Origin of the sequence: Cytobacillus sp. T106, assembly GCF_040492155.1 — a bacterium.
GTDB classification, from domain to species: Bacteria; Bacillota; Bacilli; order Bacillales; family Cytobacillaceae; genus Bacillus_AB; species Bacillus_AB infantis.
The window spans coordinates 19,191-45,966 of the sequence record NZ_JBEUMK010000025.1 but is presented as its reverse complement, the minus strand read 5'-3'; the positions used below and the strand labels follow the sequence as shown (position 1 = coordinate 45,966).

The following is a 26,776-nucleotide window of genomic DNA, read 5'->3' as shown; positions in this document are numbered from 1 at the left end:
GAAATGACTTCTTTTTGGAATAACACTGGTTTGAATGCTTTTGCGATGAACAAGGATGACGAAGAATCTTCTGCCAATCTTGATGCAATGAACAAGCTTGGTTTTTTTTCTGAAGACGAAGATGAAATGACTTCTTTTTGGAATAACACTGGTTTGAACGCTTTTGCAATGAACAAGGATGACGAAGAATCTTTTGCTAATCTTAATGCAATGAACAAGCTTGGTTTTGTTTCTGAAGACGAAGACGAAATGACTTCTTTTTGGAATAACACTGGGTTGAACGCTTTTGCGATGAACAAGGATGATGAAGAATCTTCTGCCAGCTTGAATTTTTTAAATGATTTAGGTTTTGTTTCTGAAGACGATGAGGAAAAAACTTCATTTTGGAACAAAACAGGCTTGAATGCTTCTGCTATGAACAATGACGAAAATGATGAGTCTTCTGCCCGTTTTGATCTGATGAACAATCTTGGTTTATTTTCACAAGACGATGAAGATTATTCAGGTCTTTGGAGCAGGCTTGGACTTTCAGCTTCTGCTATGAATAATGATGACGAAGATTATTCTGCTTCCCGCCTGGATGCAATGACTGATTTGGGACTTGCCTCTTTAAGCGATGAAGAAGAAGCTATTTTATGGGCAAAGCTTGGCCTTCACCTTGCAGGCATGTCCAGCGAATATGAAGAGGAAGACTTCTCTTCATTAGGTTTAGATCTTGACCTTGGTCTTGAACTCGAAAACCTGATGTAAGCTTACAAACTTCCAGCGCTGTACCTGCTGAAACTCGCGACTTCAGAAGAGACTGGTGCAGGAATCCGGTTAACTTACGAAAAGAAAGGAGCTCTGCGACGGCAGGGCTCCTTTTGATTTGCTGTTTGAGGGGCGAGTTGCTAATAAAATGGGAAAGTTGCTAGTATATTGCGAAAGTTGCTAGTAAAATTGAAAACTTGCTAATAAACTCAAAAAGTTGCTAATAAAATCCAAAAGTTGCTAATAACCGGTTTGCCGCATAAACCTGCGCTTGGGAGGAGTCGCAAATATAATTTAAAAGTCGCAAATAAACTCCGAAACTCGCAAATATATTCAAATTCCCGCAAATAAAATCCAGAACTCGCAAATATCCTCCCCTGAACTACCCCAGCTAACCCCATCCTCATAGAAAAAGCAGCCAAATCAGCCCCCAAACTACCCCAAATACCGATGATAAACCCGCTTCGCCTCCTGGATATCCTTCGTTCCGTGAACCAGCGCCCGTCCGTCTTTAAAAAGAACAAGCCGCTGACCGTCTTTTTCAAAAGAAAGCAGGAATGGATTTCTTTCTACTATCCCGCCTGCAAGCCGAAGCTGCTCTGCTGCAGCATCCAGGCTAATCACCATTCCAGCACCCGGACGGATTTGTACGGTATTCCTCCCGCACAAAACCGCTGTCTTCATCCTATTTTCATAAGCAAGATATGGATACACAGCATTCACCCCGCAGGAAGGGCAGTCTTCTTTTTTCAAGGTGCTTGTAGACACCGCTGAGAACTGGTTTTCCCACAAATCAAAGGTAACTAGCTTCCGCCTCACCGACTTAAAATCTCCAACCAATATTTTCAGTGCTTCGGCCGTCTGATAGGCGACGGTCATCCCGACTGCGGGAGCAATGATCCCCGCTGTATCACAGGTCGCCCCGCCGACCGGCACCTGCTCGAGCAGGCAGCTGAGGCACGGTGTCTCGCCGCCGGGCAGGAAGGCTGTGCTGATGCCATAGCTTCCTACACAGGCTCCGTAGATCCATGGGACTGAGTGCTTGGCCGCAATGTCATTGATGACCATCCTCGTGTCAAAATTATCGGTGCTGTCCATGATCAGATCGATGCTGCCAGCGAGAGCCTCAAGCTCTTCAGGCCCGGCATCACCTACGATACTCTCAATCTGAACCGATGAATTGACCGACTGAAGACGGCGGCCTGCAGCTATTGCCTTCGGGACCCTCCCCGCCGCATCCTCCTCTGTATAAAGCTGCTGCCTCTGCAGATTGCTCCACTCTACATAATCGCGGTCAATGATGGTAATTTTACCAACTCCAGCCCTCACAAGCACTTCGGCATTGCCGCTCCCGAGTGCCCCGGCACCGATGATCAGAACATGCTTCCGGCTTAAGTTCTCTTGCCCCTCGGCGCCGATCGGGGCAAAGAGCTCCTGCCTGGAGTATCTGCCGTTCAAACAGTGCTCAATCCTTCCATCGGACTGCTTGCAGAAGCATACTTTTTCTTTGGCATGCGTCCGGCTTCATAGCCAAGCCTCCCCGCCTCCACGGCAAGCTTCATTGCTTCGGCCATCTTGACCGGATCCTTGGCGGCCGAAACAGCCGTGTTCAGCAGGACCCCGTCCGCTCCGAGCTCCATCGCCAGGGCCGCGTCTGCAGGGGAGCCGATCCCGGCATCGACTATGACAGGGACTTCAGCTTGTTCAATGATAAAGCTGAGATTGAGGGGATTGATGATTCCCTGGCCTGAGCCGATTGGCGATGCTCCCGGCATGATGGCATGCACGCCCATTTCCTGCAGCCTTTTCGCCAGCATCACATCATCCGAAATATACGGAAGGACAATGAAGCCTTCCTTTAAGAGCTCCTCGGACGCCTTCAAGGTTTCAATCGGATCCGGCAGCAGTGTTTTCATATCGCCGATCACCTCGACTTTGATCATGTCGCAAAGGCCTGAAGCCCTTGCCAGTTTTGCCGTACGGACTGCTTCCTCTGCTGTCTTTGCACCCGCCGTATTGGGGAGCAGCCTGTAGTTTTCCACATCCAGCTCCTCCAGCAGATTCGGCTGTTCCGGGTCAAAAATATCCATGCGGCGTACTGAAAAAGTCAGCACCTCTGTATGTGATGCTTTGACCGCCATTTTCTGCGTTTCATAATCCGGATACTTCCCTGTTCCGAGCAATAGCCTTGAGTTAAATTCATATGTTCCGATTTTCAGCATTTCATCCGCCTCCTACAAAATGTACGATTTCTATGCGATCACCTTCTGCAAGCTCTGTTTCAGCATGCTGGCTTTTTTCCAAAATAGCGGCGTTCAATTCTACAATCGCCGCCTTTTGATTCAGTTTCAAATGTTCCAGTAAATCCCCTACCGACTTGACGGTGCCAGGCACCAGGATATCACTGCTATTCACATGAAGCTTCAACGAATCCACCCCTCCTGCACTTTTTTCAAACCTCTCTCAATCTCAAATTCTCTGTAAAGCTCCTTATCCTCTGCGGCTGCGGTTCCTTCAATAGAATCAGAAACCATTTTTCCCGTGATTGGGCTGAGCAGGATGCCGTTCCGGTAATGGCCGGCTGCAATGAACAGGCCCTTATAGGCCGGGTGCCAGCCGATATAGGGAAGGCCGTCACCTGTCTGCGGCCGGATTCCTGCCCATGCCTTTTCCCACCGTGCCGATGCGAGCTGGGGCAGCAGCTTATAGGCCCGTTCGGCCAGCATCCTGACTCCGCCAAACGAAACGGAAGGATTGAACTCATTTTCATAGCTTGTTGCACCTATGATCAGGCGGCCATCCTTCTTGGGCACAAGATACCCGCCAGAATCGGAAAAGATCGTCGACCGTATCAAAGGCCCTTCAGGAATGACCGAGAGGCACTCCCCTTTCACAGGAAAAATAGGAAGCTCAAGATCTGCCTTTTTCAGCAGCTCTCCCGTCCAGGCACCTGCGGCAGCAATCACGGTTTCTCCATAAAAACTTCCTTTGCTGGTCATCACACCCTCGACGGATTCTTTATCAAATATGAAGTCTTCGATCTCCGTCCCTTCCAGCACAACTGCACCTCGGGCCATTGCCCCCACCGCAAATGCACGCGCCAGGTTCGGTGCATTCAGCTGGCCGTCATTCGGAATCAGCATGCCGCCTGCGAGCCCCCGGGAGAGATGAGGTTCCCTTTCGCAGATTTCTGCCTGAGCCATCCATCTTACCTGTCCGTCCCATTCTTTATGGAATCTGACCTGCTTCTTAAGGACCTCTGCCTCTACATCATCCCAAGCAATTTTTATCATTCCTTCATTAACAAGGCCGATGCTGATTCCTGTCAGATCCTCAAGCTCCTGGATGATGTCAGGGAACATGGCCCTGCTTTTCAGGGCCAGCTTCAGCATTGATAGATTCTCATCTATTTCTGCCTGGGCACCGAGCATTCCGGCTGCGGCAGAAGAAGCTTCAGAACACAGCTCCCTTTTTTCCAGAATGAGCACCTGCTTGCCAAGCTTCGCCTGCTGATAGGCGATAGAGCACCCTATAATGCCGCCCCCGGCAATGATCACATCATAAACTTTCTTCATATCTGCCTCCTCCCCGGTTCAGTGCAACCCTATATGCGCCGGCTGCCTCCTCCGGACTGACGGCTTTAAAAATTCCCGAGAGTACAGCAGCACCTGAAGCTCCGGCCCTTATCACCTGTTCCATATTGTCAGGAGAAATTCCCCCGAGCGCTATCACCGGAATAGAAAGCCTTCCTGTCATTTCCTCAAGGCTGGAGAGGCCCCTTGGCTCCATACCTGGCTTGGAACTGGTCGGAAAACAGTGGCCATACATGACATAATCTGCGCCATCCTCTTCTGCCTGAACAGCTTCTTCAATTGAGTGGACGGATTTTCCGATGAGCAGGCCAGGGAATGTTATCCGCACTTCCCGTACCGGAAGACTGTGATAGCCGAGCTGGACTCCCTTCACTCCCAATGCGGCCGCTGCATCCACTCTGTTATTAATGATGATCTGCTCCCCCGGGACTCCCTTTTCCAGCAGAATTCTCCCCATCTCGTAGATGTCAGCCGCTGTCAGGTGATGCTCCCTGATATGAATATAGTCCACATTCCGCGAGATGCTTGAAGCTATCCTGATAAATTCCTCCGCCGGCTGTCCTGCAGAAATGGCGTGGAGCTGCAGTTTATCCCTGCTGGGCCAACCTTGTAAACGACGCAAAAAAACCACTCCCCATTGCGCAGGAAAGTGGCTGATTAATGATCTATGGCTAAAAAAATATGTACTTTTTATAACCGTTCGGCACACTTCCCTACGCTAGTATGAACTAGATCAGGTTCAAAGGGTCTCAAATGCTTGATCTCAGCCTCTTGCAGGCTCCCCTAGTGATAATTCTATTATTCAATTGTTCTCTTTTATTTTAGCATACACGATCAGCAGGGAGAACCCGAAATCTGAATCAGACTGTTTTTTCTCCGTCAGGCAGAATCGGCAGTACCGTTGAATATTTGACTTCCCTCAAGGAGAGGCTTGTCTGTATCTTCGTGATCCCGAGCTGATTCAGCTTTCGGATGAACCGTTCCAGCCCTTTCCGGTCTTTGATGGCCACTTTTAAGATATAATCATATTCTCCTGTCAGGCAGTGGCATTCCAGCACCTCAGCCATATCCACCAGCGTGCCCTCCAGTGCTTCCAGCTTTTCCGCCTGATGGATGTTAGTGCTGATGAAAATAAAGCAGAGCAGATCAAAGCCCAGTTTTTCCTGGCTTAAAATTGCCACCTGCTTCTCAATATAGCCTTCATTTTCGAGCCGCTTGACCCTCCCATGAATGGCGGGGGCAGACAGGCTGACCCTCCTGGCAAGCTCAGCGTTGCTTATTTGGCTATCCTTCTGGAGCAGATCAAGGATTTTTAAGTCCACGTCATCCAGCACCTTGTTCACAATCGATTCCATCTTACAGCCTCCTTATGATTATTCCGCCAACTCCGTTTAAGTCTATCCTTAATTTAATTTCATTCACAAAAAACACAATTGCTCTTAATAAAATTTCAAATTTACTCTATTGTACGAAATAATCATTAAAACACAAAGAGAAAATGTTAAAATTAATTCAATAACTATCGAAGGAGCTGCTCCTATGCCAGCTTTATATGTATGCCTGATGCTTCTCACCTCCCTGCTGTGGGGCGGGAATTTTGTTGTAGGCAAGTCGCTTGTGGAGCATGCTTCCCCTGTGGCCTTGACCGCATTTAGATGGATCATTGCTGTGATCTTCCTGTTGCCTATCGTGCTGCGGAAGGAAAAAAAGCTTCTGCCTCCTGCAAAATCGCTTGTCCCGCTGATTCTGATGGGCATCACAGGTGTAGTGCTGTTCAATATCTTTCAATTTTGGGCGCTGGAAGAAACAACGGCCACAAATGTCGGACTGATTTCAACGCTTAACGCTATTTCAATCGCCGTTTTTTCAGCACTCTTTCTAAAAGACAGGATTAACCTGCCGCAGATTCTGACCATGATGTTTTCACTCTTCGGCGTCCTGCTTGTCCTTACCAAAGGCCATCTGGAAATGCTGCTGTCTTTGACGTTTAATAAAGGGGATTTATGGATGATGGCAGCGGTGTGCATTTGGGGAATCTATTCAGTCCTCGGCAAGTGGGCCGGCAAATATACTACTCCGATCATGTCGACCTTTTATTCAGGGGTCTTCGGATTGGCCATCCTGCTTCCATTCAGCTATTCTGATCTCCAAATCAAAAATCCTGATCTGTCCTTTGCAGGATCCATGCTTTATACCGGGCTCATTTCAACCGTTGTATGCATGGTGCTCTGGAATAAAGGGGTCCAGAAAATCGGGGCTGTCACCGCAGGAGTGTTCCTGAATTTCAACCCTGTTTTCACTGCGATCCTGGCTTTTCTGCTGCTCGGAGAAAAGCTTGAAGCAATCCAGTTTCTCGGAGGCATGATCGTCATCCTTGGCTGCTATCTGTTTACCCGCCTTCAGGCACAGCGGCAAAGAAAAAGCCTACGCGGCAAACCGGAAGCTTCCCTTACAGCTATAGACTAGAAAAGGGATGAACAAAAAGGTAAATAGTTACTCCACTGTTAGAAAAGGTAAAATATACACTAAGATGCACTTTGTTCAGCACTATAAATAACAATGCAAGAGCATAGAAAAACGCTTGGATTATGGATATTCCAAGCGTTCTTTTTTACCCGTTAGTCATACATAAAGACTTACATAATAAGTCATTATTTCTTACGTTTTCGTTCTAAGAATATAGGTGCTATATTTAGCAAGATAGAAACAATTGTCAGAAACCAAAATGCCCTTGCCATACCAGGTATTACATCCGATAAAGCCGCCCAATCTTCCGCATTTACCCACCGAGTTAAATAACTGTAATCTGCGCAAATTGTTAATGCTGTAAATGATAATGCCATCGCCATAGCAAGCTTATAATCCTTTCCTGCTGCATACAAAGAAAGATTTATAACAGTTAATACTATTGCAAAAACCCCTAATATTAACCACATACCTATACCCCCATTTATTTTTATTTTTGTCATGTAATAATACAATCTGCATCATCTCAATTTTTTTGCATTACTTTTTATTAGACATCTTATTTCGAAGTAAAGTTCCAACTTTAATAAATTTTTCCATATTGAATTATAAAAAAAACATTTTTTCTTATTCAACAAACCTGCCCCGTTAGCTCAATAAGGACTTCAACAAAAAAGGCGGTTAATCCTTCCTGGATTAACCCACCCTTTCGTTAAACTTATTGTTCTTCAACATTAACAACAACATTCCCAAACAATTTATCATCGAAATAGGCTTCTAATCTCCATAATCCTTGGCTTGGCAGCATCATTGACGATGGAAGATGATGATCTGCTCCAGTATTAGGTACAAGATTATTACTGGCTGGTAATTGGAAGACTGTTATTTCCTCACCTGTTTCTTTGCTGATTCCCATTACTTTAAATGGTTTAGTTAGAACTTTCTCATCTCCCCAAAAATGCCACATATATTTTTGTGCCTGACCTGCAATAAAAGACCCATACTCTCCAAATCCTAGTTTACCGTTATCTCCGATACGAAAAACAAATTCCCCTTTTTGTCCATCGTCTGTAACAACAACTTCTCTAACTAATGTTGCACTTTCTTCCCAGTTATCTTCTTTGATTGTTTGTTTTGTATTTGAGCATCCGATTAGCAACAAACCCAGAAATAAAACGATTAATTTTTTCAAACAGACCTCCTCCAATTAGTTATCTTTATTAATATATTTATGCAAAGTACCCTAAATTCCTTCTTGAGCTAACCTGCCCCGTTGTTATATAAGAAAAGCTGCCTGGTTTGGCAGCTGATCTATAACATAAGCACCTGTTAGTTCAAGAAGAAATTATAACAATGGAAGAATATCAGACAAATCGATAAATTCTAGTTCAGTTTCTGCTTCTGCTTTCGAACGATAAACGGTAATTTTATCATAGGGTTTCATGTTGTCTTGCCATGTTCCTATATTACTCAGAAAATCTTCTACGTTTTCAGAAATTATAAAACACTCTAATTCCCTATTGATATAACAAATTGGTGTGTCACTTTCCGAATCACACTGCTGATAAACAGTTCCGATAAATCCTCCTTTACTATCTTTTGCCATAATATCTACATGTGGAACCGTAAAAAACTCTAAATGCGGAATTTCATCGTCAAAGATAAATTGAATAGCATAATCGTTAGCGTATCTTTGATACTCCTCATTTCTATCATGAACATCCATTGAATAAATGGATGTTCCTGCTGATATAATCTCAGTATCTTCTAAATTAACACCTATGGCTCCAGAGAATGCTGTTCTATCTAGATAAATTTTTCGCATATAGCCCCCCCATTTAATCTTATTTTAAAGTAAAATGCTCATTACTTTTGTGATTGCTTATTAAAAACTAACGCCCCGTTTGTTTAATAAGGAATTCAATAAAAAGGTGCTCCAATCCTTCCTGGATCAAGGCACCCTACAGTTGAATATGCAGAAAAACATTTTATTCCAGTATCATTTCAGAGGAAGAATGCTTTAGGTATTAATATCAGATATATGAAATGGTATTAATTTTTTGTCTCCGTTAACTTTCAAAGTGATATCATCATTTGATACATTTTCATTAATTAAAACAGACTGATCAACTTGAACAGTTCTCTGTGTATCAAAAATGTTAAAAAGGCTAAACGACCAATTTGTTTGTAATGCTAAATTTCCATTATTATTGAATACTAATAAATCCCCCGATACAGGTTTAAAGAACACATTTTTTGATTTCAAATCTAAATTAATTGTTGTATTCCAATCTCTGTCTGGATTTTCTCCGTTGTAACTTAAATCCCGAATTACACTTACGTTACTAATCTCCAAACTCTTTGGACTAGCTTGAAACGATGTAGAGCTTACTACTGTATTAGTTAACAATACTGTAAAAATAACTACTAACCCTATCAACAGTCTTTTTTGCTTGATTCCAAAATTTAATTTCTTCACCATTTTCTCATCCTCTCTTAGTAGGAAATCTAAAGAAACATTAAAACAGTCGCAAATTCCGATAACCATTTCTAAGTCAGGGTAACTTCTCCCAGTTTCCCAACTTGATATAGTTGATCGTGATACTTGCAATTTTTCAGCTAATTGTTCTTGTGTTAAATTATTTTCTGCTCTTAGCTTTTTGATTTTTACCGATAAATCCATAATTTGTCCCCTTTCTAAAGTAAGAATATGTTAGTTTCCTTTAAATGACTAGATAAGCTTTTTCACATCTTAATTTTCTAGTGACAAGAATCTTGTCATTGCTGATATATCAACGTTTCCTTAGCTTTTTAAAAATAAAATTAATGATTTCCAGGAAATTAAATTTAATCTATCTTCATTATGTTCGTTATAATATTTAAAAACAAAATTAAAGAGCACCATCCTTAAATATGAATAGTGCTCTTCTAAAAACCCAATTGTAAGTTCACTTTGATTATTATAAACCTGTTTTAAGAACGAAAATAAGCCTAATTCTATATCATTTTTGCTCAATCTTATTCAATTAACCTCCCCCTAATCCTTTTTGAATTAGTGCTCATTATAGTTTAAGAAGTATTTTGTTTTGAACAATATCCTTAATAACATTTATAATAATTTCAGGCTGTTCTAAGTGTATGTAATGTGGTGAGTCTTCAATCACTTGATGATATTTACCTCCATTAGTAGTAGTAAGAATATCTTCATGAAGTTGTTTCCATATTGGAAATACTTCTTTTATTGGCTGAATACCCGCAGTAAATATGTATATAGGAAAAGAGTAATTATCTCCTTCAAACCTTACTTTTTTCATTATTTCATCACTAAGTAAACAATCATCGTAAGAACCCTCTATTTCATACCAAGTTTCCATTATCTCTCTACCTGGCAAGAAATCTTTCATTTTATCTTCTTGTTCTTCGTGGGAGGGGTCTATTAGTATTAAACCTCTCACCATGCTCGGATGAAGATAAGCAAATAATCTTGCAATATGAGACCCAAATGAGTGAGCCACTATATAAATTGGTTCTTTTAATGACATACTTGCTATCAATTCTGTAAGTTCTCTTGCTTGATTATCAATGGTTCTTCTTGCTTTTGTCTGTGAACTCTTACCCAATCCCGCTCTGTCGTAAGCTATTGCACGTGAAAATAAACTTACTTGTTCATATATTGAATTCCAAACATTTGAATCATTCCCGTACCCTGATTCAAAGAGTATTATTGAACCGTTTCCATTGTCCTTAACAAAAAATTCAATTCCTCCAATATCCTTTATGCATTCCAACTATAATCATCCTCCTAAAAGCATAACTTCTTCTACTTCTTGAAAATTCCATATCCTTGTTTTTCCGAAACCGTAATGAGCACAATCCAATAGCAATTGTCACTATGAAGCTGTAATTCCGTATGTGGATTCAAGTGTTACTATTCAAAAACATCAATATACAAGGAAAAACAACAGACCAAATCATATGAGATTTGGCCTGTTCATTAGTGTGCTATTTCAAATGTTTCTCCATAAGACGGGACTACTCACCATCCAGGGCATCCTTTTTCCAATTATGAAACTCTTTCATCCTGCTGCACATATTCCTCTTCCCAATACTCAGCATTTTTGATGCCAAGCTTCTTCGAGTTGAAGACCGGATCAAGACCCTGCTTCTTCTGTGCTTCGTAATCCTTGAGGGCAATGAGTGCCGGTTTGGCAAGGATCAGGATGGCAATGAGATTGAGCCATACCATCAGGCCGAGCCCGACATCCCCAAGCGCCCAGGCAAGATCTGCTGCATTGACGGCCCCGTAAAAAGTCGCCCCCAGCAATACGATTTTCAGAATAAAAGTCAAAAGTCTGCCGTCCTTATTGCGCATCAGATAAGCCATATTGGTTTCGGCGATATAGTAGTAAGCCATGATCGTTGTAAAGGCAAAGAAGAATAGAGATACTGCCACAAATCCTGCACCGAAGCCAGGAAGTGCAGAGTCAACTGCAGCCTGGGTGAATGCCGGGCCTGCTTCCACTCCCGGAAGGCCGTTTACAATCATTGTCGTGCCGTCCTCACCGACTGTATTGTACATGCCGGTGAAAAGAATCATAAAGGCTGTTGCTGAACATACGAAAAGCGTATCGATATAAACAGAGAAGGCCTGGACAAGCCCCTGCTTTGCCGGGTGTGATACCTCTGCAGCCGCAGCAGCATGCGCACCTGTACCCTGGCCGGCTTCGTTCGAATAGATTCCCCTTTTCACACCCCAGGCGATCGCACTGCCGACAATTCCGCCAAACATGGAATCTGCGGCAAACGCACTCCTGAAGATGAGGGAGAATACGCCTGGAAGCTCGCCGATATTCATGGCAATGATAATTAAGGCCACCAGGATATACCCTACCGCCATAAATGGAACAGCATATTGAGCAACCGTTGCAATCCTTTTTACCCCGCCAAAGATAATCAGGCCAAGAAGGACGACAATGATGCCTCCAGTGATATATACATTAACACCAAATGCATTTTCTATGCCCAGAGCAATGGAATTTGACTGGATGCCAGGCATTAGCACTGACATAGCCAGCAGGGCAGCCACCGCAAATAAAACTGCAAACCATTTGATGCCGATGCCCTTTTCAATATAATAAGCAGGGCCCCCGCGGTATAAGCCATCCTGTTTTACTTTGTAGATTTGTGCAAGAGTCGATTCCACAAAGGCGCTTCCTGCACCGATGAATGCAATTGCCCACATCCAAAAGACGGCACCAGGTCCGCCCATAGCGATTGCTGTAGCGGTACCAGCGATGTTACCAGTTCCCACGCGGCCGGAAAGAGCAATAGATAAGGCCTGGAAAGAAGAAACGCCCGCATCGGAACTTTTGCCTTTGAACATGAGTAGCACCATGTCTTTAATGTGCCTGACCTGCAGAAAACGGGTTAACACGGAAAACAGGAGTCCGACGGCAAGACAGATATAAATGACCGGTGTACTCCAAAGAATGCCGTTTAATTGGCTAACAAAACCTTCCAAACAAATTCCCCCTTTTATTCTGAATCTTTTTCCTATTAAGAATTATATGTGAAATGGTAATGGAGTACAATCTTTTTTTGCTCTGCCTTCAACAGACATTAATGAAGGAACAGAACTCTCCTGCCCCGAAATACAAAAAAGGTGCACAGCCCAAATGGCCGTGCACCTTTTTCCTATATGGCCTCTTCCTTCAGCTGGCTGTGGTAAAGCCCATGGTAGAATCCTTCCTGTTCAAGAAGTTCTTCATGGGAGCCTTTCTCGATGATGCTGCCCTCATCAAGGACAAGAATCTGGTCGGCCTGCTGGATGGTGTTCAGCCTGTGGGCCACCACAAAGCTTGTTCTTCCTTCCATCAAGGTCTGGAGGGCTTCCTGGATTTTCATTTCTGTAATTGTATCGATGCTGCTTGTTGCTTCATCCAAAATCAATATCGAAGGATCGGCAAGGAAAGCTCTGGCAATGGATAAAAGCTGGCGCTGCCCCTGGCTGATTCCGCTGGCGTCCCCCTTCAGGATGGTATCATACTGCTGCGGCAGCTTCATGATGAACGAATGTGCATTCGCCATTTTTGCAGCTTTTTCCACTTCGTCATCTGTCGCATCCAGCTTTCCGTAGCGGATATTTTCCCTGACAGTTCCCTGAAAAAGCAACGAGTCCTGGAGTACGAATGCCATATGCTGCCTTAGGCTTTCACGCTTGATTTTTTTCAGTTCACGGCCATCGATCGTGATGCTGCCGCTGTCATAATTATAGAACCGGGAGATCAGGTTGATGATCGTAGATTTTCCGGCGCCGGTCGGGCCGACAAGGGCCACAGTCTGCCCGGTATTTGCCTTGAAATTGATGCCTGTTACTGTATTTTCACCCTTTTCATAAGAAAAAGAAACATCCTTGAACACGACTTCCCCTTTGATAAAGCTGATTTCTTCTGCATCCTCTTCATCCTCGAATTCTTCTTTCTGGTCCATGATTTCAAACACCCGTTCAGCACCGGCGATAGCCGACAAGAGGGTATTGAACTGGTTGGCCAGGTCATTCAGGGGGCGGGTGAACTGGCGGGCATACTCGGCAAAAATGACGATGACGCCGATCGATATCATCCCTTTTAGGACAAAAATGCCGCCCACTCCTGCAATGATGGCAAAGCTCATATTATTCAGCATGTTCATCAGCTTGGGGATGAAGCCTGAATACGTCTGGGCCCAGAAGCCTGCGGCCCGCAGCTTTTCGCCTTTGCCGATGAATTCTTCAATCACTCTGTCTTCCTGGGAAAAAGTCTTGACGATCCGCTGGCCGGAAATCGTCTCCTGGACAAAGCCATTCAGCTCTCCCAAGTTGCGCTGCTGCTCCTTGAAAAGCCGGCCCGTCCGGTTGGTTATCCACTTCATCCCATAAAACATGACCGGAACAATGATCATGGTGATCAGGGTAAGCAGCGGACTCAGCCACAGCATGACCCCTACGGTCCCAACAAGGGTGAGCACACTGGAAAAAACCTGTATGACCGAGCTGTTCAGCGTGGAGCTGACATTTTCGATATCATTTGTCACCCGGCTCATCAGCTCTCCATGCTGCCTTTTATCAAAGAACGGAATCGGCAGTTTATGAAGGTGGCGGAAAAGCTGGGTCCTCATTTTAAAGACTGTGTTCTGGGCAATCCCGATCATCCAATAGTTCTGGAACCAAAGGGACGCAGAATAGACAATATATATAGCAGCAAGCCCGGCTAGCAGGGCAGCAAAGCCGCTGTTGCTTCTTTCTACGATATACTGGTCAATCCCTCTCCCAAGGAGGAACGGACCTAGCAGCCCCAGTACACTGCTGAGAATGACCATGAGCAGGACGAGGAAGAGGAGCCCTTTTTCCTCGGCGAGATAGTTCCAGATCCTGCGGAGAGTCCCTGCCCAGTTCTTCGATTTTACTTTTGGTTTCTTTGCATCATCGGCTGTCTTTTTGAGATTCTCTTTCTCCAAGACAGCAATCTTCTTGTAGCGGAATGGATCAGTCAGCTCCCTGAACATGCTCCAGCGCCTCCTCCCCGAACTGTGACCTGAAGATCTTTTGATACAGCTCCGATTCCCTCAGAAGTGTTTCGTGGTCTCCCTCGGCAATCAGCCTGCCGTCTTCAAGCAGCAGTATATGGTCCGATTCTATCGCAGTACTGATTTTTTGCGTAATGATCAGCGTAGTCGCGGTATACGTCCGCAATGCCTGCAGCAGCTTTGCCTCTGTTTTCAAATCCAAAGCACTTGTGCTGTCATCCAGCAGAAGTATCTTCGGCTTGCGGACAAGGGCCCGGGCGATGGAAAGGCGCTGCTTCTGCCCTCCTGAAAGGTTGACGCCCTTTTGCCCGATCTTCGTGTCATATTTAGCGGAGAGCCTTTCAATGGAAGAATGAATCTGGGCCTTCTTTGCCGCTTCCTCCACCTCTGCAGGGGTCGCATCTTCTTTTCCCCAGCGGATATTTTCCTGGACGCTTCCTGTAAAGAGCAGCGCCTCCTGCGGGACGAAGCCGATCTGCTTGCGCAAATCATCCAGTTTGACCCGGCCGATATCCTGGCCGTCAATCCGGACGGTTCCGCCAGTCACGTCATACAGCCGGGGAATCAGCTGAAACAGAGATGATTTGCCGGCACCTGTTGCACCGAGGATGGCTGCCGTCTCGCCGGCCTTTATTTTGAAGGATACACCGTTAAGCACCACTGTGTCTGTGCCTGGATAACGGAAGCTCACAGAATCAAACTCGATTTCTCCTCCCTCAATTTCAAATCCAGCCAGGGCCTGCTCAGAATCCTTCAGATCCACTTCTGTATTCAGGACATCGGCAATCCTGCCGGCCGAGGCTTTCGCCCTTGAAAAGGCCATGATGATAAAAGAAAGCATTGAAAGAGCACCCGTAATTCTTGTGGCATAGTTGATGACAGCAACCACTTCCCCGACTTTGGCGCTTCCGTCATCCACCTGGATGCTTCCAAACCAGAGGACACCGATAATGCTTATATTCATGATCAAAAGAAGCATCGGCATCGTCACTTCCATCAGCCGCAGAGCAAAAACAGTCTGATCCTTCAGGTCCCCTGTTACCTCTGTGAACCTTTCGCTTTCATGATTCCTGCGCAAAAACGCTTTAATGAGCCTGATGCCAGCCAGATTTTCCTGCATGACATTATTGACGTCATCCAGTTTTTCCTGAACTTTTTTAAACAAGGCTCCGCCTTTATTCATAATAAAAATGAGGAAAATAAATAAAAATGGAACAACCGCACTCAGAATCAAAGCGAGCTTCACATTGACAACAAACGCCATGATCAGGCCTCCAATAACCAGGAGCGGGGCACGCATCATGATGCGCAGGCTCATGAAGACGATATTCTGGAGCAATGTGACATCATTGGTCATCCTCGTGATAAGAGAGGAGCCCGGAAACATAGCAAAGTTGGCGAACGAGAAGGATTGCACTTTCCTGAATACACTCTTCCTGATATCAAAGCCGAAGCTCTGGCTGACATGCGCAGCATAAAAGGAATTGATGATGCCGGCCGCGAAGGCAATCAGCGAGATGCCAACCATGACCCCTCCCCAAATCAGGACCTCATCCATATCCTTCTTCATGATTCCTTCATCAATGATTTTGGCCATCAAAAGCGGCTGAAGCAGCTCAACCGCAAGCTCCGTCAGCATCAATGAAAGAGCGACAATGACGGCAACCCTGTATATTTTTAAAAATCCAAACACCTTTCCCATAAATCGTCCTCCAAGTCTGATTCCTGCTGAATTGCTTTTCCTTTACCCGCCTTTCGAGGAAAAAGTTCAGAATCTTAATCTTTCGTTTAACTAAATATATACACTATCATACGACTTTTTACGGAATTTTGAAATTATTTATCTGCTAATTCTTTTTACTGTATGCAAAAAGGCATGCAGATACATGCCTTCCCTTGTTTTATCTACTGGAAATCCTTCAGCTCTGAACCCTTCTCGCATTCTTGATAATCTGGTTGATGACCTCTGAGAATACAAGCCCGATGGCGATTGCCCCGGAGATCATGAAGGCCCGCGCAGCAAGGCTGATGGCTGTGTTATAGTCGTTCTCAACAAAATTCCTCATTGCATCATACGCAAGCCCTCCCGGTACAAGCGGAATGATCCCGGCTACGCTGAAAATGATGATCGGCGTCTTATAGGCCCTTGCAAAAAACTGGCTTGTGAATGCCACGAAAAAAGCAGCGCTAATGGTGGCACCAACCGCATCCACACCTGATGATTCCATCCAGAAGTAGACGAGCCAGCCGATTGTTCCGACCGTGCCGCACTTGATCAAAGACTTTTTCGGAGCATTGAATAGAATCCCGAATGCTGCCGATGCTACAAAGCTTGTTGCAAGCTGTTCAATCGTTTCCATGCAATGCCTCCTTAAAATGAGATGAAAGATAGTACCACCGCGATGCCTGATCCGATGGCAAAGGCAGTCAGAAATGCTTCAGCGCCTTTTGACAGTCCTGATACCAAATGCCCAGCGATCAAATCCCTGACCGCATTTGTAATCAATAGGCCGGGCACAAGCGGCATCACCGATCCGATGATGATTTTATCCAGCTCATTGCCGGCCCCTGAAAAAACAAACGCATAAGATGCAAGGCCAATGACAAATGCCGCCACAAATTCAGCAAAGAACTTGATCGGCACCCATTTATGAAAATAGATAAAAGAAATGAAACCAAGTCCGCCGCATACTACCGCGGGCAGAAAGTCCTCCCAGCTCCCCTTGAACATGATCAGGAAACAGCCGCTGGAAATGGCAGCCGCCAGTATCTGAAGAAGCAGCGAATACGCCATTGGGGCAGCCTCTACTTCCCGCAATGACTGCAGAGCCTCCTTCACTGTCAGCTCCCCGCTGCTGATATTGCGGGAAATGCTGTTGACGATGGTGACTTTATCAAGATCAGTTCCCCGTTCGGAAATCCTGATCAGTTTCGTTTTGGTCGGTTCATGGCCTTCAATGGAAAAAATGATGCCAGTCGGCGTGACATAGCTGTGTGACTGGTCAACCCCGAAGGAAGCAGCGATCCGCATCATCGTATCCTCAACCCGGTATGTTTCAGCACCGCTTTGGAGCATGATTTTTCCGGCAAGAAGGCAAACCTCCATGATTTCATATGTATCGTTCTTGAATTCCTCCACTGGCTCTCCCTCCATGCACAAATCACTTGGCTGAGGTCCCGGTCAAACAAAGCAGGAGCGATCCCGCCTTTGTTTTCTTCCGGAATTTTGCCCTGCTGGGATATATATTCCCCCATGCACTTTTTACAGTGTAAAGCATGAAGGATGGCAGAGGCAATTTTAATTTCCTTTCCTTATAAAAGAAAGATAAATCGCATAACTTCAAGCCCTTTTAAAGATCACCCGGTCTCTCCTTCCCCAGCCAAAAATCCATCCAGCATGCTGAATGGATTTCAGTTCATATTTTATCATCATCAGGGACAGGTTTTATCCCGAGCTTCTGAATAATCGGCTTGATTGTGAGCCCCTGGACGATCAGAGAGAACAGAACCACGCTGAAAGCAAGGAGCAGGACTGTATCCCTGCCTGCAAAAGAAGGCGGAAGGCTCAAAGCCAGGGCAATTGACAGACTTCCCTTTAAGCCTCCCCAGTTCAGCAGGATTTTGTATTGGCCGGAAAAGTCTTTGACAAATGCAAGGCTGCTGTAAAGGGCAATGGTTCGGCCTGCCAGCACAATGACAATGGCCAGGACAATCGTCCACCAATTATTGATAAAGCTGATGTTTTTGATTTCCAGGCCGATCATCAGGAAAATCAGAGAATTGGCGATCAGGGTGATCACATCCCAGAAAGAGCTGATATTGGTCTTCGTTGTCTCGGACATGCCGATCCTTGCGCCATAATTCCCGAAAATGACCCCTCCGACCACTACCGCGATAACACCTGATACCTCCAGATGCTCTGCGATAAAATAGCTGCCGAAGAACAGCAGGATCGAGAACGCAATTTCGAGCGGGTAGTCATCATAAATGCGGATGATCTGTGAAAAAATATAGCCCAGCAAGGCTCCAAGCAGGGCTCCTCCTACACTGAATTTGATGAACAGCCAAACACCGCTCGCAATCCCGGTCCAGCCCATTTCTATGTACGTAAGCAGGTAGATGGAGGATATCTGGAACAATACAACGGCCACACCATCATTGAGGAGGGATTCCCCTTCTATAATTGTGACCAGTTTTTTTGGCACGCCCAATGTTTTGAATATTGATATGACACTGATTGGGTCTGTTGCGCTCATAAGGGAAGCAAACGTGAAGGAAAGCACCAGCGGAAGATCCAGCAGATAATAGGAGCCCAAGCCTATAATAAGGAATGACAGAAAGGTCCCCCCAAAGGCAAGCGCCAGGATCGGCCTCCTTACCTGTTTCACATGGGAAAATGGCATTTTAATGGAAGCATCGCCCAGCAGGATGGGAAGAAATAAAGAAATGATGATCGCCTGAAAAATATGCGATTGTGTAATAAACTGCTCAGCTTCTTCAAGAAGCGGTATATGGGTAAGCCCCAGAATCAGCCCCACCAGTACAAGGGCGATGGAATAAGGCTGTTTTGCCAGTTTGGCAATAGCGATGACTGTTACTGAAATAGCAAGCAAGAATAAAATTTGTATAAATACCTCGTCAAAATGATGCACTGAAAAATTCCCCTTTCTGACCTTGCAGCGGCAAGCATTTGGCAGATGCCCTGCCATTAGCCTTTACCTCAATATGGCAGCAGAAAACCACCTATTGAAAAAGGATGCCGCTATAGCCCAAGTATCCCTTCTGGGAGTATTTTTCATGCATAGGAAGAATGCTTTAGTGCTGACTATATGACTTAAAGACCGGTGGGTTTCACAAAGCTTTTGCGGCCCGCACAATTAAAAAATGAGGCGCCTTCATGAGCTTTTCATACTGTTCAGGCCTTCGCTCTTTAAAGACCTGTGTCGGGCGGGGCTCAATCAGCTCCTGCATTGAAAAGCGGGCAATTGTCTTATTGATGATATCCTGGAGCGGCCTTCGGTAAAAAGGGACATCAAAGGTTTGCCCTGCTTTTGTCCATCGATCCACAATCATTTCTGCAGCCAGGTAGTCCGGTTCATCCAGCAGCTTCATATCCATGAACGGGTGGTGGACGGAAAAAAGGATCGTTCCGCCCGGCCTTAGAATCCGGTGGAATTCTGCAAAGGTTTGATTCCAGTCCTTCAGATAATGAAGAGTAAGAGAGCTGATGATCCAGTCGAAAGAATGGCTGTCAAAGGGCAGCTCTCCCTCCAGGTCACAGCAGACAAGTCTCGCTTTATTGCCAATGCGCCTCTTCGCAGAGCTGATCATTTCAGGGCTCAGGTCTGCACCCGTTACATTTGCACCCCTCCTGGCCAGTTCAGCCGTATACCAACCGGCCGCACATCCTGCGTCCAGAATATCCTTACCCTCCAGGCTGTCCGGGAGCTGCTCAAGCATCGCCGGCCTTTCAAACTCGCTGTTAAACAAACTCCCATCATCCACCTGATGCTCATAAATGCCCGCCAGACTGTTAAATGTTTGTTTGACCTTTGCCTTCATTTTGGATGTCACCTCGTTTTTCAGGAATAGGTATTGTGTTTGTTTTATAAAAATGCCGCCTAGTCAGTCTTTTCCTGCTTAAATAGAAAAACCCGCCATCAAAGCGGGTATTCCCATAAGCCCAGACGGCCTTTGGCAGGAATTGGCTCTTTCAGGATTTCCATGCCGCTGACCTGCCAGGCATAGCAGCCAATCCGGTAGTCGCCCAGATAGAGCTCCTGACCGGATATAATCACCCCATTTTCAAGCACCGCCCCTGACTCGGAGTGATCTATGACTTTAAAGCAATCCACCAGGGTGCAGACTGCTATGATCTGCCCGGCAGGAAGATTTTCTTCTGAGTACCCGTGCCTGCCCAAAAGCTCCGACACATTCTTTCGCCGGCAGGCTTTCACATCGATTTTCTGGCTGGTATGGATGGCTAAAGCACCTCTGTAGGCGGTTTTCCATGTTCTCGTTTCATATTCTGCCTCCCGCAGGGCAAACAGGCTGGCCCATGGCTGCTTCATCGTTAATACCTTCAATCTTGATCCTCCCCTCCTGCTATCTAGCTATAGTCTGCTATCTCAGGGAGAATTTATGTTTTGAGGAGCAGACCGGTCTGCTACATCAAATCAAGCCGCTGCGAAATGCCTTTAATGACTTCCTGGTAGTAGGAGCGGTCATGCGGTACGAAATCTCCGATGTCAGCTTCTTTTTCCAGATAGATTTTCTCGCCGGCACTGCCAATCTCAAAGCCTTCCATCTGCACCTTGCCGTCCCCGCCTTCCCAAAGCTTCTTGAAGCTGTCCCATTCGATCCGGTAAATCCCGGCTACTTCCTCCTGCTGCAGCTCATACTCGCTGAACGGCTGGGAGCATTTGTAGAGAAACACATTTGCCATTTCTTTATCAATGAAGTTCTCCTTCTCAATGCAATATCTAATGATGCCCAGCGGTGACAGCTCTTCGATATCGACATCGATCCCGATTTCCTCCTTGATCTCCCTCACGCCATCTTCAACGGTTTCTTCGGCCAGCAGATGACCGGCCGCCGTAATATCCAGAAGGTCAGGATAATCTTTTTTCTCTTTGCTTCTGAGCTGTACATATATATAAACCTTGTCCTCTTCCCGCTGAATGAACCAGCAGTGGAAAGCTTCATGCCAAAAGCCCTGCCGGTGCACATCCTTCCTGGTGGCCGTTCCGATCTGATTTCCTTCATCATCGAATATTTTCAAAAGCTCCTGCTCCATATGATCTCTCCTCTGCTTGTTGTTAATTGCAGTCCTTTAGAGTTATTCTCCCATAACCAGGAAAATCCTGCATGGCAAAAAGACCCGGAAGGCATAAGTTCCAGGTCTTTCCGTCATTGCGCTTCTGCAAGAAGGTCGCCTGCTTCCTTGGCTTTCTTCGCCTTAGGTCTTCCTGATAAGGAGAAATAGGTCCACATCCGCATGATTTTTTCAAACGGGCCGGTACGGAGCAGCTTCAGATAGAAATAGCTTCCGGCCAGCTGGATGCTGTAGATCGCCACCGTCAGCAGGATGCCTGCCAGTACGCCAAGTTTGCCGAACATTCCCAGGCCATAGCCATAAAACACAGTGGTGCAGATAACAGACTGCAATAGATAATTACTCAGCGAAAGCCGTCCAACACTTTCAAAGGTCCTGAATAGGACGAATCTTCCTTTCACCGCGTACAGCCAGGCAAAAAGGAAGATGTAGCCCAGTGATAAGATATTTCCTCCAAACATATACAGAACACCCGTCCAGCCTGTTTCCTGCACCATGAGCGGCGAAGCTTTCAGCAGTATTCCCGCTCCGGCGAGGATACCTCCCCACAGCAGATATCTGCTTTTATTCCTGCCGATTTCATGGAAGGCGCGGCGCCTGGCAGCATACATGCCAAACAGGAATAATGGCGCTGTGATGAATGGCATGGCCAGCATCATGAACAGGTAAAAAGAGTCCGGCATGCCGAAAGGATCGGCATTGCTTCGATGAAGAGAAATCTCACTGTATGTGCCTGTGCCGAATATTTTATTTGTATCGGCCACATACTCTTCCATCCTCTTTGCTTCTTCGGCTGGGACCTCTGTATGCATGCCATATCCCATGAAGGAAGCAAGAATCAACAGCACTATGCCCCATACTAGCAGGGTTTTCTTTTTCCTGTTCAGGAAGAAGAGCAGAAAGAAGCCCATGATTCCATAAGAAAAAAGAATATCGCCTTCCCACAGAAGACCGCCGTGCAATCCGCCCAGCACAAGGAGCAGGAAAAACCTCCGCACCAGATGCCTTCTATATTTCAAACCTTTATCTTCAAGCCCCTCTTTCAGCTTGATCAAAGAATAGCCGAATAAAAAAGTGAAGATCGGCATGAAGCTGCTCTCAACAAAAACCTTCAAAAACTCATGCAGGAAGTGATCCAGCCCTGAAGGTGAAAAAGCCTCCATCTCATCTTTCCCAAACAGTCCGTATTGAAAAATCAGCATATTAGCTGCCAGGATACCCAGCAGGCTAAAGCCCCTCATTCCATCGATTACGTGAATCCGCCTATTTTCCCCGTCCATTTTCATACTCCTTTATCTGCTTTCCTAATTAGGAAGCTTAAAATCTATCACTTAGTATAGTCCGCTTCTATTTCCCTTGAAGAAACAGAAGTTTACTTTCTGATAAACTTTTGAAAAAGTTGTTAATATGCTCGTAAGGTTTCTGTGCTACGATAGTGACCGAGGTGGGCAAAAGTGGAAAATGCAGAAATTTTATTAGTAGATGATGAGAAATCAATTGTTAAATTAATGGAGACTGTTCTGAGAAAAGAAGGATTCAGCTCTATACATACAGCTTATACAGCAGAAGAGGCGCTTGAGTGTGTTTCCCGGCACCCCATTGATATCGTGGTGCTTGATGTCATGCTTCCCGGACAGAGCGGCTTTGATATCTGCCCGAAAATCAGGGAGATCTCAGACGCTTATATTCTATTTTTAACAGCGCGCGTCTCTGACCTTGATGTGCTGACTGGATTTGCGATCGGCGGGGACGATTATATTACCAAGCCCTTCAACCCGCTTGAAATCGCAGCGAGGATCAAGGCAAGGCTCCGGCGGAATCAGGCTCCTTCCCCTGCTTTAAAAGAGGCTGGCAGAAAGCATGATTTCGGGCGTTTTATCCTGGACGAAGAGGCAGGGGACCTGATTGTTGAGGGCAAGGCCGTACAGACGCCTGCCCAGGTATTTCTCCTTCTGCAGTATTTGTGCCAGCATCCGAACACCGTCATCTCAAAAACGCAGATGCTGGAAGCCGTATGGGGCTTTGACAGCTTTGTGGATGACAATACCGTTACGGTACATATTCGGAGGATTAGGGAAAGAATCGAAAAAGACCCGAGCCATCCGGAACTGCTCGTGACCGTGCGCGGGCTGGGCTACAAGCTGGTGAAGGGGAAAAAAGGATGAAGTCGCTCAGGCGCAGGCTTGCCCTTCACTTCTCTCTTCAGTTCATTTCCATTATCGTGTTTGTCGCGATTTTTTCTCTGGTGCTTCTATTTGTGCTGCTGATGCATTTAAACAGAGAAGAAATGAAGCAAAATTGGCCCGCCGGTGCTCTGGAAGGCATTACGATCGATACGCTGATTGAGGAGAACAAGGCCACCATCAGTGATGCCTGGAAGCATCAGCTTGAAGAACGGAATCTCTGGGTGCAGGTTGTAGATATGGAAGGAAAGGTCATCGGGTCTGAAAATACGCCTGAACTCCTGCCTGACTCATACTCTGTCAGCGAGATCCTCCAGATTGAAAAAACGAATCAATATGAAGGCTTCTATGTTTACTCCGAGGTCGACACCACTTTTAAAGACCCTTATTTTTATATGCTCGGCTATGAAAACAATGAGCTGGAGAGCCTCCAGCGCTGGTTTTCACAGTATTCCAGCAGCGGCAGGCTCCCTGATGAAAACCTGAAGAAGCTTGAACGGGAATTAGAGCCATTGGAAGGCTCCATCCATGTGGTAAACCAGGAAGGGAAAATTGTCCAATCCGCCGGGTCTGAAATAATGAAGGAAGACTACAAGCCGCTCGATGTGCTTGTCAGGACAAAATCACCGGGAAAATTCGAAACCCATACAACGATCTTCAATGATCCGGAATCGGGTTTCACTTGGATTATGCACACACCCAGGCAAGAGGCAGAGCCTGAAGGATTTGCGTTTCTCTCCGAGGTAATGAGGGTCATCGTCATCCTCGCAGCTGTCCTGCTCGCCTTGACCATAGGCATTTCCTTCTGGCATGGCTTCCGGTACGGCCAGCCTCTCCTTCTCTTCACCGGCTGGCTGGAAAGGATGGGCTACGGAAATTACGAGGAAGTGCTGACAGAGAAAGAACGCAAAAAGGTCTTCCGTAATAACGGAAAGGTGCGCCTGAGATACAAGCTTTATAAAGAAGTGATCGGTGCCTTTTACGAAATGGCTGAAAAGCTTTCTGCCTCAGACAAGGAAAGGGACCGGCTGGACAAAACGCGTGAAGAGTGGATGACCGGCATTTCCCACGATCTCCGGACACCCCTTTCAACGATCCAGGGCTATGCCCATCTGCTTGAAAGCGGGCAGTACCGCTGGACAGAAGAAGAGCTTCTGGACATGGGCAAAATGATCCGGGAAAAAGGAGATTATATGACCGCCCTCATTGAGGACTTCTCCCTTGCCTTCCAGCTCAAAAATCAGTCGCTCCCCCATCAGCTGAAGCCTGCCGATCTGAATGAACTTGTGCGAGGCATCATGCTGAAATTTGTCAACGATCGCACCCTTGAGGATGTTCCCTTTAACTTTGAAGGTGCAAATACAGCTCTTTTTATACAAGCAGATATACGCTGGTTTGAGCGGATGCTCGATAACCTTATCTATAACTGCATCAAGCATAACCCAAAGGGCACTAGCATTACCGCCTCAGTCAGCAGTCAGGGGGGAACCGCCATTGTCTCCATCTCTGACAACGGTACAGGAATGGACGAAGAAACAGTCAGGCACCTCTTCGACCGCTATTTCCGCGGCACAAGCACAGACGAACAAACAGAAGGCGCCGGCCTCGGCATGAGCATTGCCCGCGCCATCGCCGAGCTGCATGGCGGGAGCATTCATGTCTCTTCTGTCAAACATAGGGGGACTGTTTTCAGGCTGGAATTTCCTTTGGGAGAGGGGCTGGAGAAAGAAGGCTGGCTGGAGGGGTTGGCATAGCCAATGAAATGCTGGTAATTAGCTTAGGCAGTCCGTTAAAATGAGGAAAAGTGTAAGAAACGAAAGAAATAACTTCCTAAAAACATACAAAAACGCTTGGGCTCTTCGGCCGAGCGTTTTGTTGCTGTCATTGTCTTGTTTAATTAAAAGACCCGGTGGGAAAATTTCAGGTAAGTACCTTATATCAATCGCTGCCATTCAATTATAAATCAATCTTAAGACCTGCAACCAAGACATACAGGCAAAAAATAAACCCAGTACTCGAAGTACCAGGTTTATGAAAAGTATTATTCTTTTCCTTTACCGCGGTCTTTATTATTTTCTGCGCCTGTGTTTTGGCCATTTTGTTTCTTTTCGTTTGCTTGCTGCCTTTCAACTTTCTTTTCTTGAACCTGCTGCTGTTTATCTGCTTTCTTTTCTTGAACCTGCAGTTGTTTATCTGCTTTCTTTTCTTGAACTTGCTGTTGCTTATCAGTTTTCTTTTCTTGAGCTTCTTGCTTTTTAACAGCAGCAGTTGCCTGGCCTTCAGCACGCTTTTCAGCTGCTTTAGCCTTTGCTTCCTCTTTCTTAGTTAATTCAGGGGCAACAGCAGCTGTTTTTTTAGGTTCTTCCGCAGCTTCAGTCTCAGCTTGTTCATCAATTACTGTTTCTTCTGTTACGGCTTCCTCAACAGTCTTTTCCTTTGTTGCTTCTGAGGCTGCTTCTGTTGCAGTTTCAGTATCTGCTGCGGCTTCTTCCTCAGCGGCTTTATCATCATCAGTTGTCTCAACCTTAAATTTTTCTGCTTTTGCTTCAAGCATTGCAAGTTTTTTGTCTAATTTTGAGAAAGACTTTTGAATATTCTTCATTAATGCCTTCTGAGCTGTAGGGTTTTTAACATGTGACAATGCGGCAGCTAATGCATCGATGTTTTGAGCAAGCTTTACTTCAACTTCATCTTCTGTCCCTTCATCTTCTGCTCCAGGTTCTTCGCCTTCCGTTATTTCTGTTGTTCCTTCAGTGTCTTCAGCCGGCTGACCCTCAGCTGCTTCAGTTTCCTCAGCAGTCTCTTCTGTCGCTTCTGTATCATCACCGGCACTATCTTCTGAATCTGTTAAACTCTCAGCTGCTTCCTGTTGAGTAGCGATTGCCTCTTCTAAAAGTGCTGTAGCCTCATCCGTTTTTCCCTCTGCAATCAGTGTATTTGCTTCGGCAATACGCTCAGCTGCAAAGTCAGCTAAAAGACGCGCTTCCTTGTAATCATCCATTGTGACAGCAAGTCTTACTTTTTCCATCATTAACTTTACAAAGTAGAAGAAATCCCCAGGAACTAAAGCCGGTGCCTCTTCTAGCTCTTGATCCTTGTCTGCTGTCCCATTGTCATCTGCTTCTTCTTCAGTTACTTCTTCCTCGGCTGCAGCTTCAGTATCAGCTGAGTTTTCTTCTGCGGCTGACGTTTCATCGTTTACATCAACTTCCGCTGCTTCTTCCGTATCTGCATTTTGTTCAACCGCACTCTCATCCGCATACACAGCGCTTGTCCCCAATGAAGAAAGAAGAAGTGCTGATGCTGCGACACCGCTTAATAATGATTTCTTATTTTTCAAGTCTGTTTCCTCCTGATCTGTTTTTCGGTATACCTTTCGACAAAAA

Annotated in this window: 26 protein-coding genes and 1 riboswitch; of the genes, 4 read left to right on the top strand and 22 right to left on the bottom strand. The window is 45.7% G+C overall.

Annotated features, from left to right (window positions below; all coding sequences use genetic code 11):
• Nucleotides 1-750 (top strand): hypothetical protein (locus tag ABU165_RS24270; protein WP_353762697.1); only part of this gene is annotated, 750 nt, incomplete at its 5' end.
• Between the two features lie 435 nt (nucleotides 751-1,185).
• Here the strand turns inward: ABU165_RS24270 and ABU165_RS24265 are convergent.
• The 6 genes from ABU165_RS24265 to ABU165_RS24240 form a co-directional block, all read right to left on the bottom strand.
• Nucleotides 1,186-2,208, bottom strand: a complete 1,023-nt coding sequence (locus tag ABU165_RS24265) for a thiazole biosynthesis adenylyltransferase ThiF (RefSeq protein ID WP_318060520.1) — start codon at nucleotides 2,206-2,208, stop codon at nucleotides 1,186-1,188.
• On the bottom strand, nucleotides 2,205-2,972 hold the full coding sequence (locus ABU165_RS24260; protein ID WP_009792263.1) for a thiazole synthase: 768 nt from the start codon (nucleotides 2,970-2,972) through the stop codon (nucleotides 2,205-2,207). Before ABU165_RS24260 ends, ABU165_RS24265 begins: the two co-directional genes overlap by 4 nt.
• Before the next feature lies 1 nt (nucleotide 2,973).
• Nucleotides 2,974-3,177 (bottom strand): sulfur carrier protein ThiS, encoded by a 204-nt coding sequence (gene thiS, locus ABU165_RS24255; protein WP_009792264.1) that lies wholly within the window; start codon nucleotides 3,175-3,177, stop codon nucleotides 2,974-2,976.
• Nucleotides 3,174-4,325: a glycine oxidase ThiO gene (gene thiO / locus ABU165_RS24250; RefSeq protein ID WP_318060521.1), complete on the bottom strand. Its 1,152-nt coding sequence runs from the start codon at nucleotides 4,323-4,325 to the stop codon at nucleotides 3,174-3,176. The genes thiS and thiO overlap by 4 nt, the downstream gene beginning before the upstream one ends.
• Nucleotides 4,309-4,974, bottom strand: coding sequence for a thiamine phosphate synthase (locus ABU165_RS24245; RefSeq protein WP_101551826.1), 666 nt, complete (start codon nucleotides 4,972-4,974; stop codon nucleotides 4,309-4,311). Before ABU165_RS24245 ends, thiO begins: the two co-directional genes overlap by 17 nt.
• A gap of 62 nt (nucleotides 4,975-5,036) precedes the next feature.
• A riboswitch (TPP riboswitch) is annotated at nucleotides 5,037-5,138 on the bottom strand.
• 65 nt (nucleotides 5,139-5,203) lie between these two features.
• The gene (locus tag ABU165_RS24240; RefSeq protein ID WP_129613592.1) at nucleotides 5,204-5,698 is read right to left on the bottom strand and encodes an Lrp/AsnC family transcriptional regulator; all 495 of its coding nucleotides are present in this window, start codon (nucleotides 5,696-5,698) and stop codon (nucleotides 5,204-5,206) included.
• A gap of 184 nt (nucleotides 5,699-5,882) precedes the next feature.
• On the opposite strand from ABU165_RS24240, the gene ABU165_RS24235 reads away from it, so the two are divergent.
• A complete protein-coding gene (locus ABU165_RS24235; RefSeq protein ID WP_248138735.1) occupies nucleotides 5,883-6,809 on the top strand; it encodes a DMT family transporter in 927 nt (308 codons plus the stop codon).
• Between the two features lie 185 nt (nucleotides 6,810-6,994).
• Here the strand turns inward: ABU165_RS24235 and ABU165_RS24230 are convergent, their stop codons facing one another.
• The 15 genes from ABU165_RS24230 to ABU165_RS24160 all read right to left on the bottom strand — a co-directional run bounded on the left by ABU165_RS24230 (nucleotide 6,995) and on the right by ABU165_RS24160 (nucleotide 22,487).
• Entirely contained in the window at nucleotides 6,995-7,279 is a 285-nt protein-coding gene (locus ABU165_RS24230) for a hypothetical protein (RefSeq protein WP_094768126.1), read from the bottom strand.
• A gap of 248 nt (nucleotides 7,280-7,527) precedes the next feature.
• A complete protein-coding gene (locus ABU165_RS24225) occupies nucleotides 7,528-8,001 on the bottom strand; it encodes a hypothetical protein (RefSeq protein WP_318060522.1) in 474 nt (157 codons plus the stop codon).
• 153 nt (nucleotides 8,002-8,154) lie between these two features.
• Entirely contained in the window at nucleotides 8,155-8,634 is a 480-nt protein-coding gene (locus ABU165_RS24220) for a hypothetical protein (RefSeq protein WP_318060523.1), read from the bottom strand.
• 195 nt (nucleotides 8,635-8,829) lie between these two features.
• Nucleotides 8,830-9,492 (bottom strand): helix-turn-helix transcriptional regulator, encoded by a 663-nt coding sequence (locus ABU165_RS24215; RefSeq protein ID WP_318060524.1) that lies wholly within the window; start codon nucleotides 9,490-9,492, stop codon nucleotides 8,830-8,832.
• A 379-nt stretch (nucleotides 9,493-9,871) separates the two neighbouring features.
• Nucleotides 9,872-10,597, bottom strand: a complete 726-nt coding sequence (locus ABU165_RS24210) for an alpha/beta fold hydrolase (protein WP_318060525.1) — start codon at nucleotides 10,595-10,597, stop codon at nucleotides 9,872-9,874.
• A 275-nt stretch (nucleotides 10,598-10,872) separates the two neighbouring features.
• Nucleotides 10,873-12,330, bottom strand: coding sequence for an alanine/glycine:cation symporter family protein (locus ABU165_RS24205; protein WP_318060526.1), 1,458 nt, complete (start codon nucleotides 12,328-12,330; stop codon nucleotides 10,873-10,875).
• Nucleotides 12,331-12,503: 173 nt separating this feature from the next.
• The gene (locus ABU165_RS24200; RefSeq protein WP_318060527.1) at nucleotides 12,504-14,351 is read right to left on the bottom strand and encodes an ABC transporter ATP-binding protein; all 1,848 of its coding nucleotides are present in this window, start codon (nucleotides 14,349-14,351) and stop codon (nucleotides 12,504-12,506) included.
• Nucleotides 14,332-16,074 carry an ABC transporter ATP-binding protein gene (locus ABU165_RS24195; protein ID WP_311225049.1) on the bottom strand — a complete coding sequence of 581 codons (1,743 nt, stop codon included), beginning with the start codon at nucleotides 16,072-16,074 and terminating at the stop codon, nucleotides 14,332-14,334. Before ABU165_RS24195 ends, ABU165_RS24200 begins: the two co-directional genes overlap by 20 nt.
• Before the next feature lie 217 nt (nucleotides 16,075-16,291).
• Nucleotides 16,292-16,732, bottom strand: a complete 441-nt coding sequence (locus ABU165_RS24190) for a threonine/serine exporter family protein (protein ID WP_009792276.1) — start codon at nucleotides 16,730-16,732, stop codon at nucleotides 16,292-16,294.
• 11 nt (nucleotides 16,733-16,743) lie between these two features.
• Nucleotides 16,744-17,526: a threonine/serine exporter family protein gene (locus ABU165_RS24185; RefSeq protein WP_094768122.1), complete on the bottom strand. Its 783-nt coding sequence runs from the start codon at nucleotides 17,524-17,526 to the stop codon at nucleotides 16,744-16,746.
• Between the two features lie 262 nt (nucleotides 17,527-17,788).
• Entirely contained in the window at nucleotides 17,789-19,024 is a 1,236-nt protein-coding gene (locus tag ABU165_RS24180; RefSeq protein ID WP_094768178.1) for a cation:proton antiporter, read from the bottom strand.
• A gap of 199 nt (nucleotides 19,025-19,223) precedes the next feature.
• Complete coding sequence (locus ABU165_RS24175) at nucleotides 19,224-19,934, bottom strand: class I SAM-dependent methyltransferase (protein WP_094768120.1); 711 nt, start codon at nucleotides 19,932-19,934, stop codon at nucleotides 19,224-19,226.
• Nucleotides 19,935-20,032: 98 nt separating this feature from the next.
• The gene (locus ABU165_RS24170; protein WP_022543336.1) at nucleotides 20,033-20,458 is read right to left on the bottom strand and encodes an ASCH domain-containing protein; all 426 of its coding nucleotides are present in this window, start codon (nucleotides 20,456-20,458) and stop codon (nucleotides 20,033-20,035) included.
• An 80-nt stretch (nucleotides 20,459-20,538) separates the two neighbouring features.
• A complete protein-coding gene (locus ABU165_RS24165) occupies nucleotides 20,539-21,168 on the bottom strand; it encodes an NUDIX hydrolase (protein WP_318060528.1) in 630 nt (209 codons plus the stop codon).
• 113 nt (nucleotides 21,169-21,281) lie between these two features.
• A complete protein-coding gene (locus ABU165_RS24160) occupies nucleotides 21,282-22,487 on the bottom strand; it encodes a DUF418 domain-containing protein (protein WP_318060529.1) in 1,206 nt (401 codons plus the stop codon).
• Nucleotides 22,488-22,661: 174 nt separating this feature from the next.
• Here ABU165_RS24160 and ABU165_RS24155 point away from each other — a divergent pair, with 174 nt between their 5' ends.
• Together ABU165_RS24155 and ABU165_RS24150 are read left to right on the top strand one after the other, a co-directional pair.
• Entirely contained in the window at nucleotides 22,662-23,372 is a 711-nt protein-coding gene (locus ABU165_RS24155) for a response regulator transcription factor (RefSeq protein WP_009792285.1), read from the top strand.
• A complete protein-coding gene (locus tag ABU165_RS24150; protein ID WP_318060530.1) occupies nucleotides 23,369-25,144 on the top strand; it encodes a sensor histidine kinase in 1,776 nt (591 codons plus the stop codon). Before ABU165_RS24155 ends, ABU165_RS24150 begins: the two co-directional genes overlap by 4 nt.
• 287 nt (nucleotides 25,145-25,431) lie before the next feature.
• Here ABU165_RS24150 and ABU165_RS24145 read toward each other — a convergent pair whose 3' ends face one another.
• Nucleotides 25,432-26,730, bottom strand: a complete 1,299-nt coding sequence (locus ABU165_RS24145) for a DUF5667 domain-containing protein (RefSeq protein WP_318060531.1) — start codon at nucleotides 26,728-26,730, stop codon at nucleotides 25,432-25,434.
• Nucleotides 26,731-26,776: the final 46 nt, after the last annotated feature.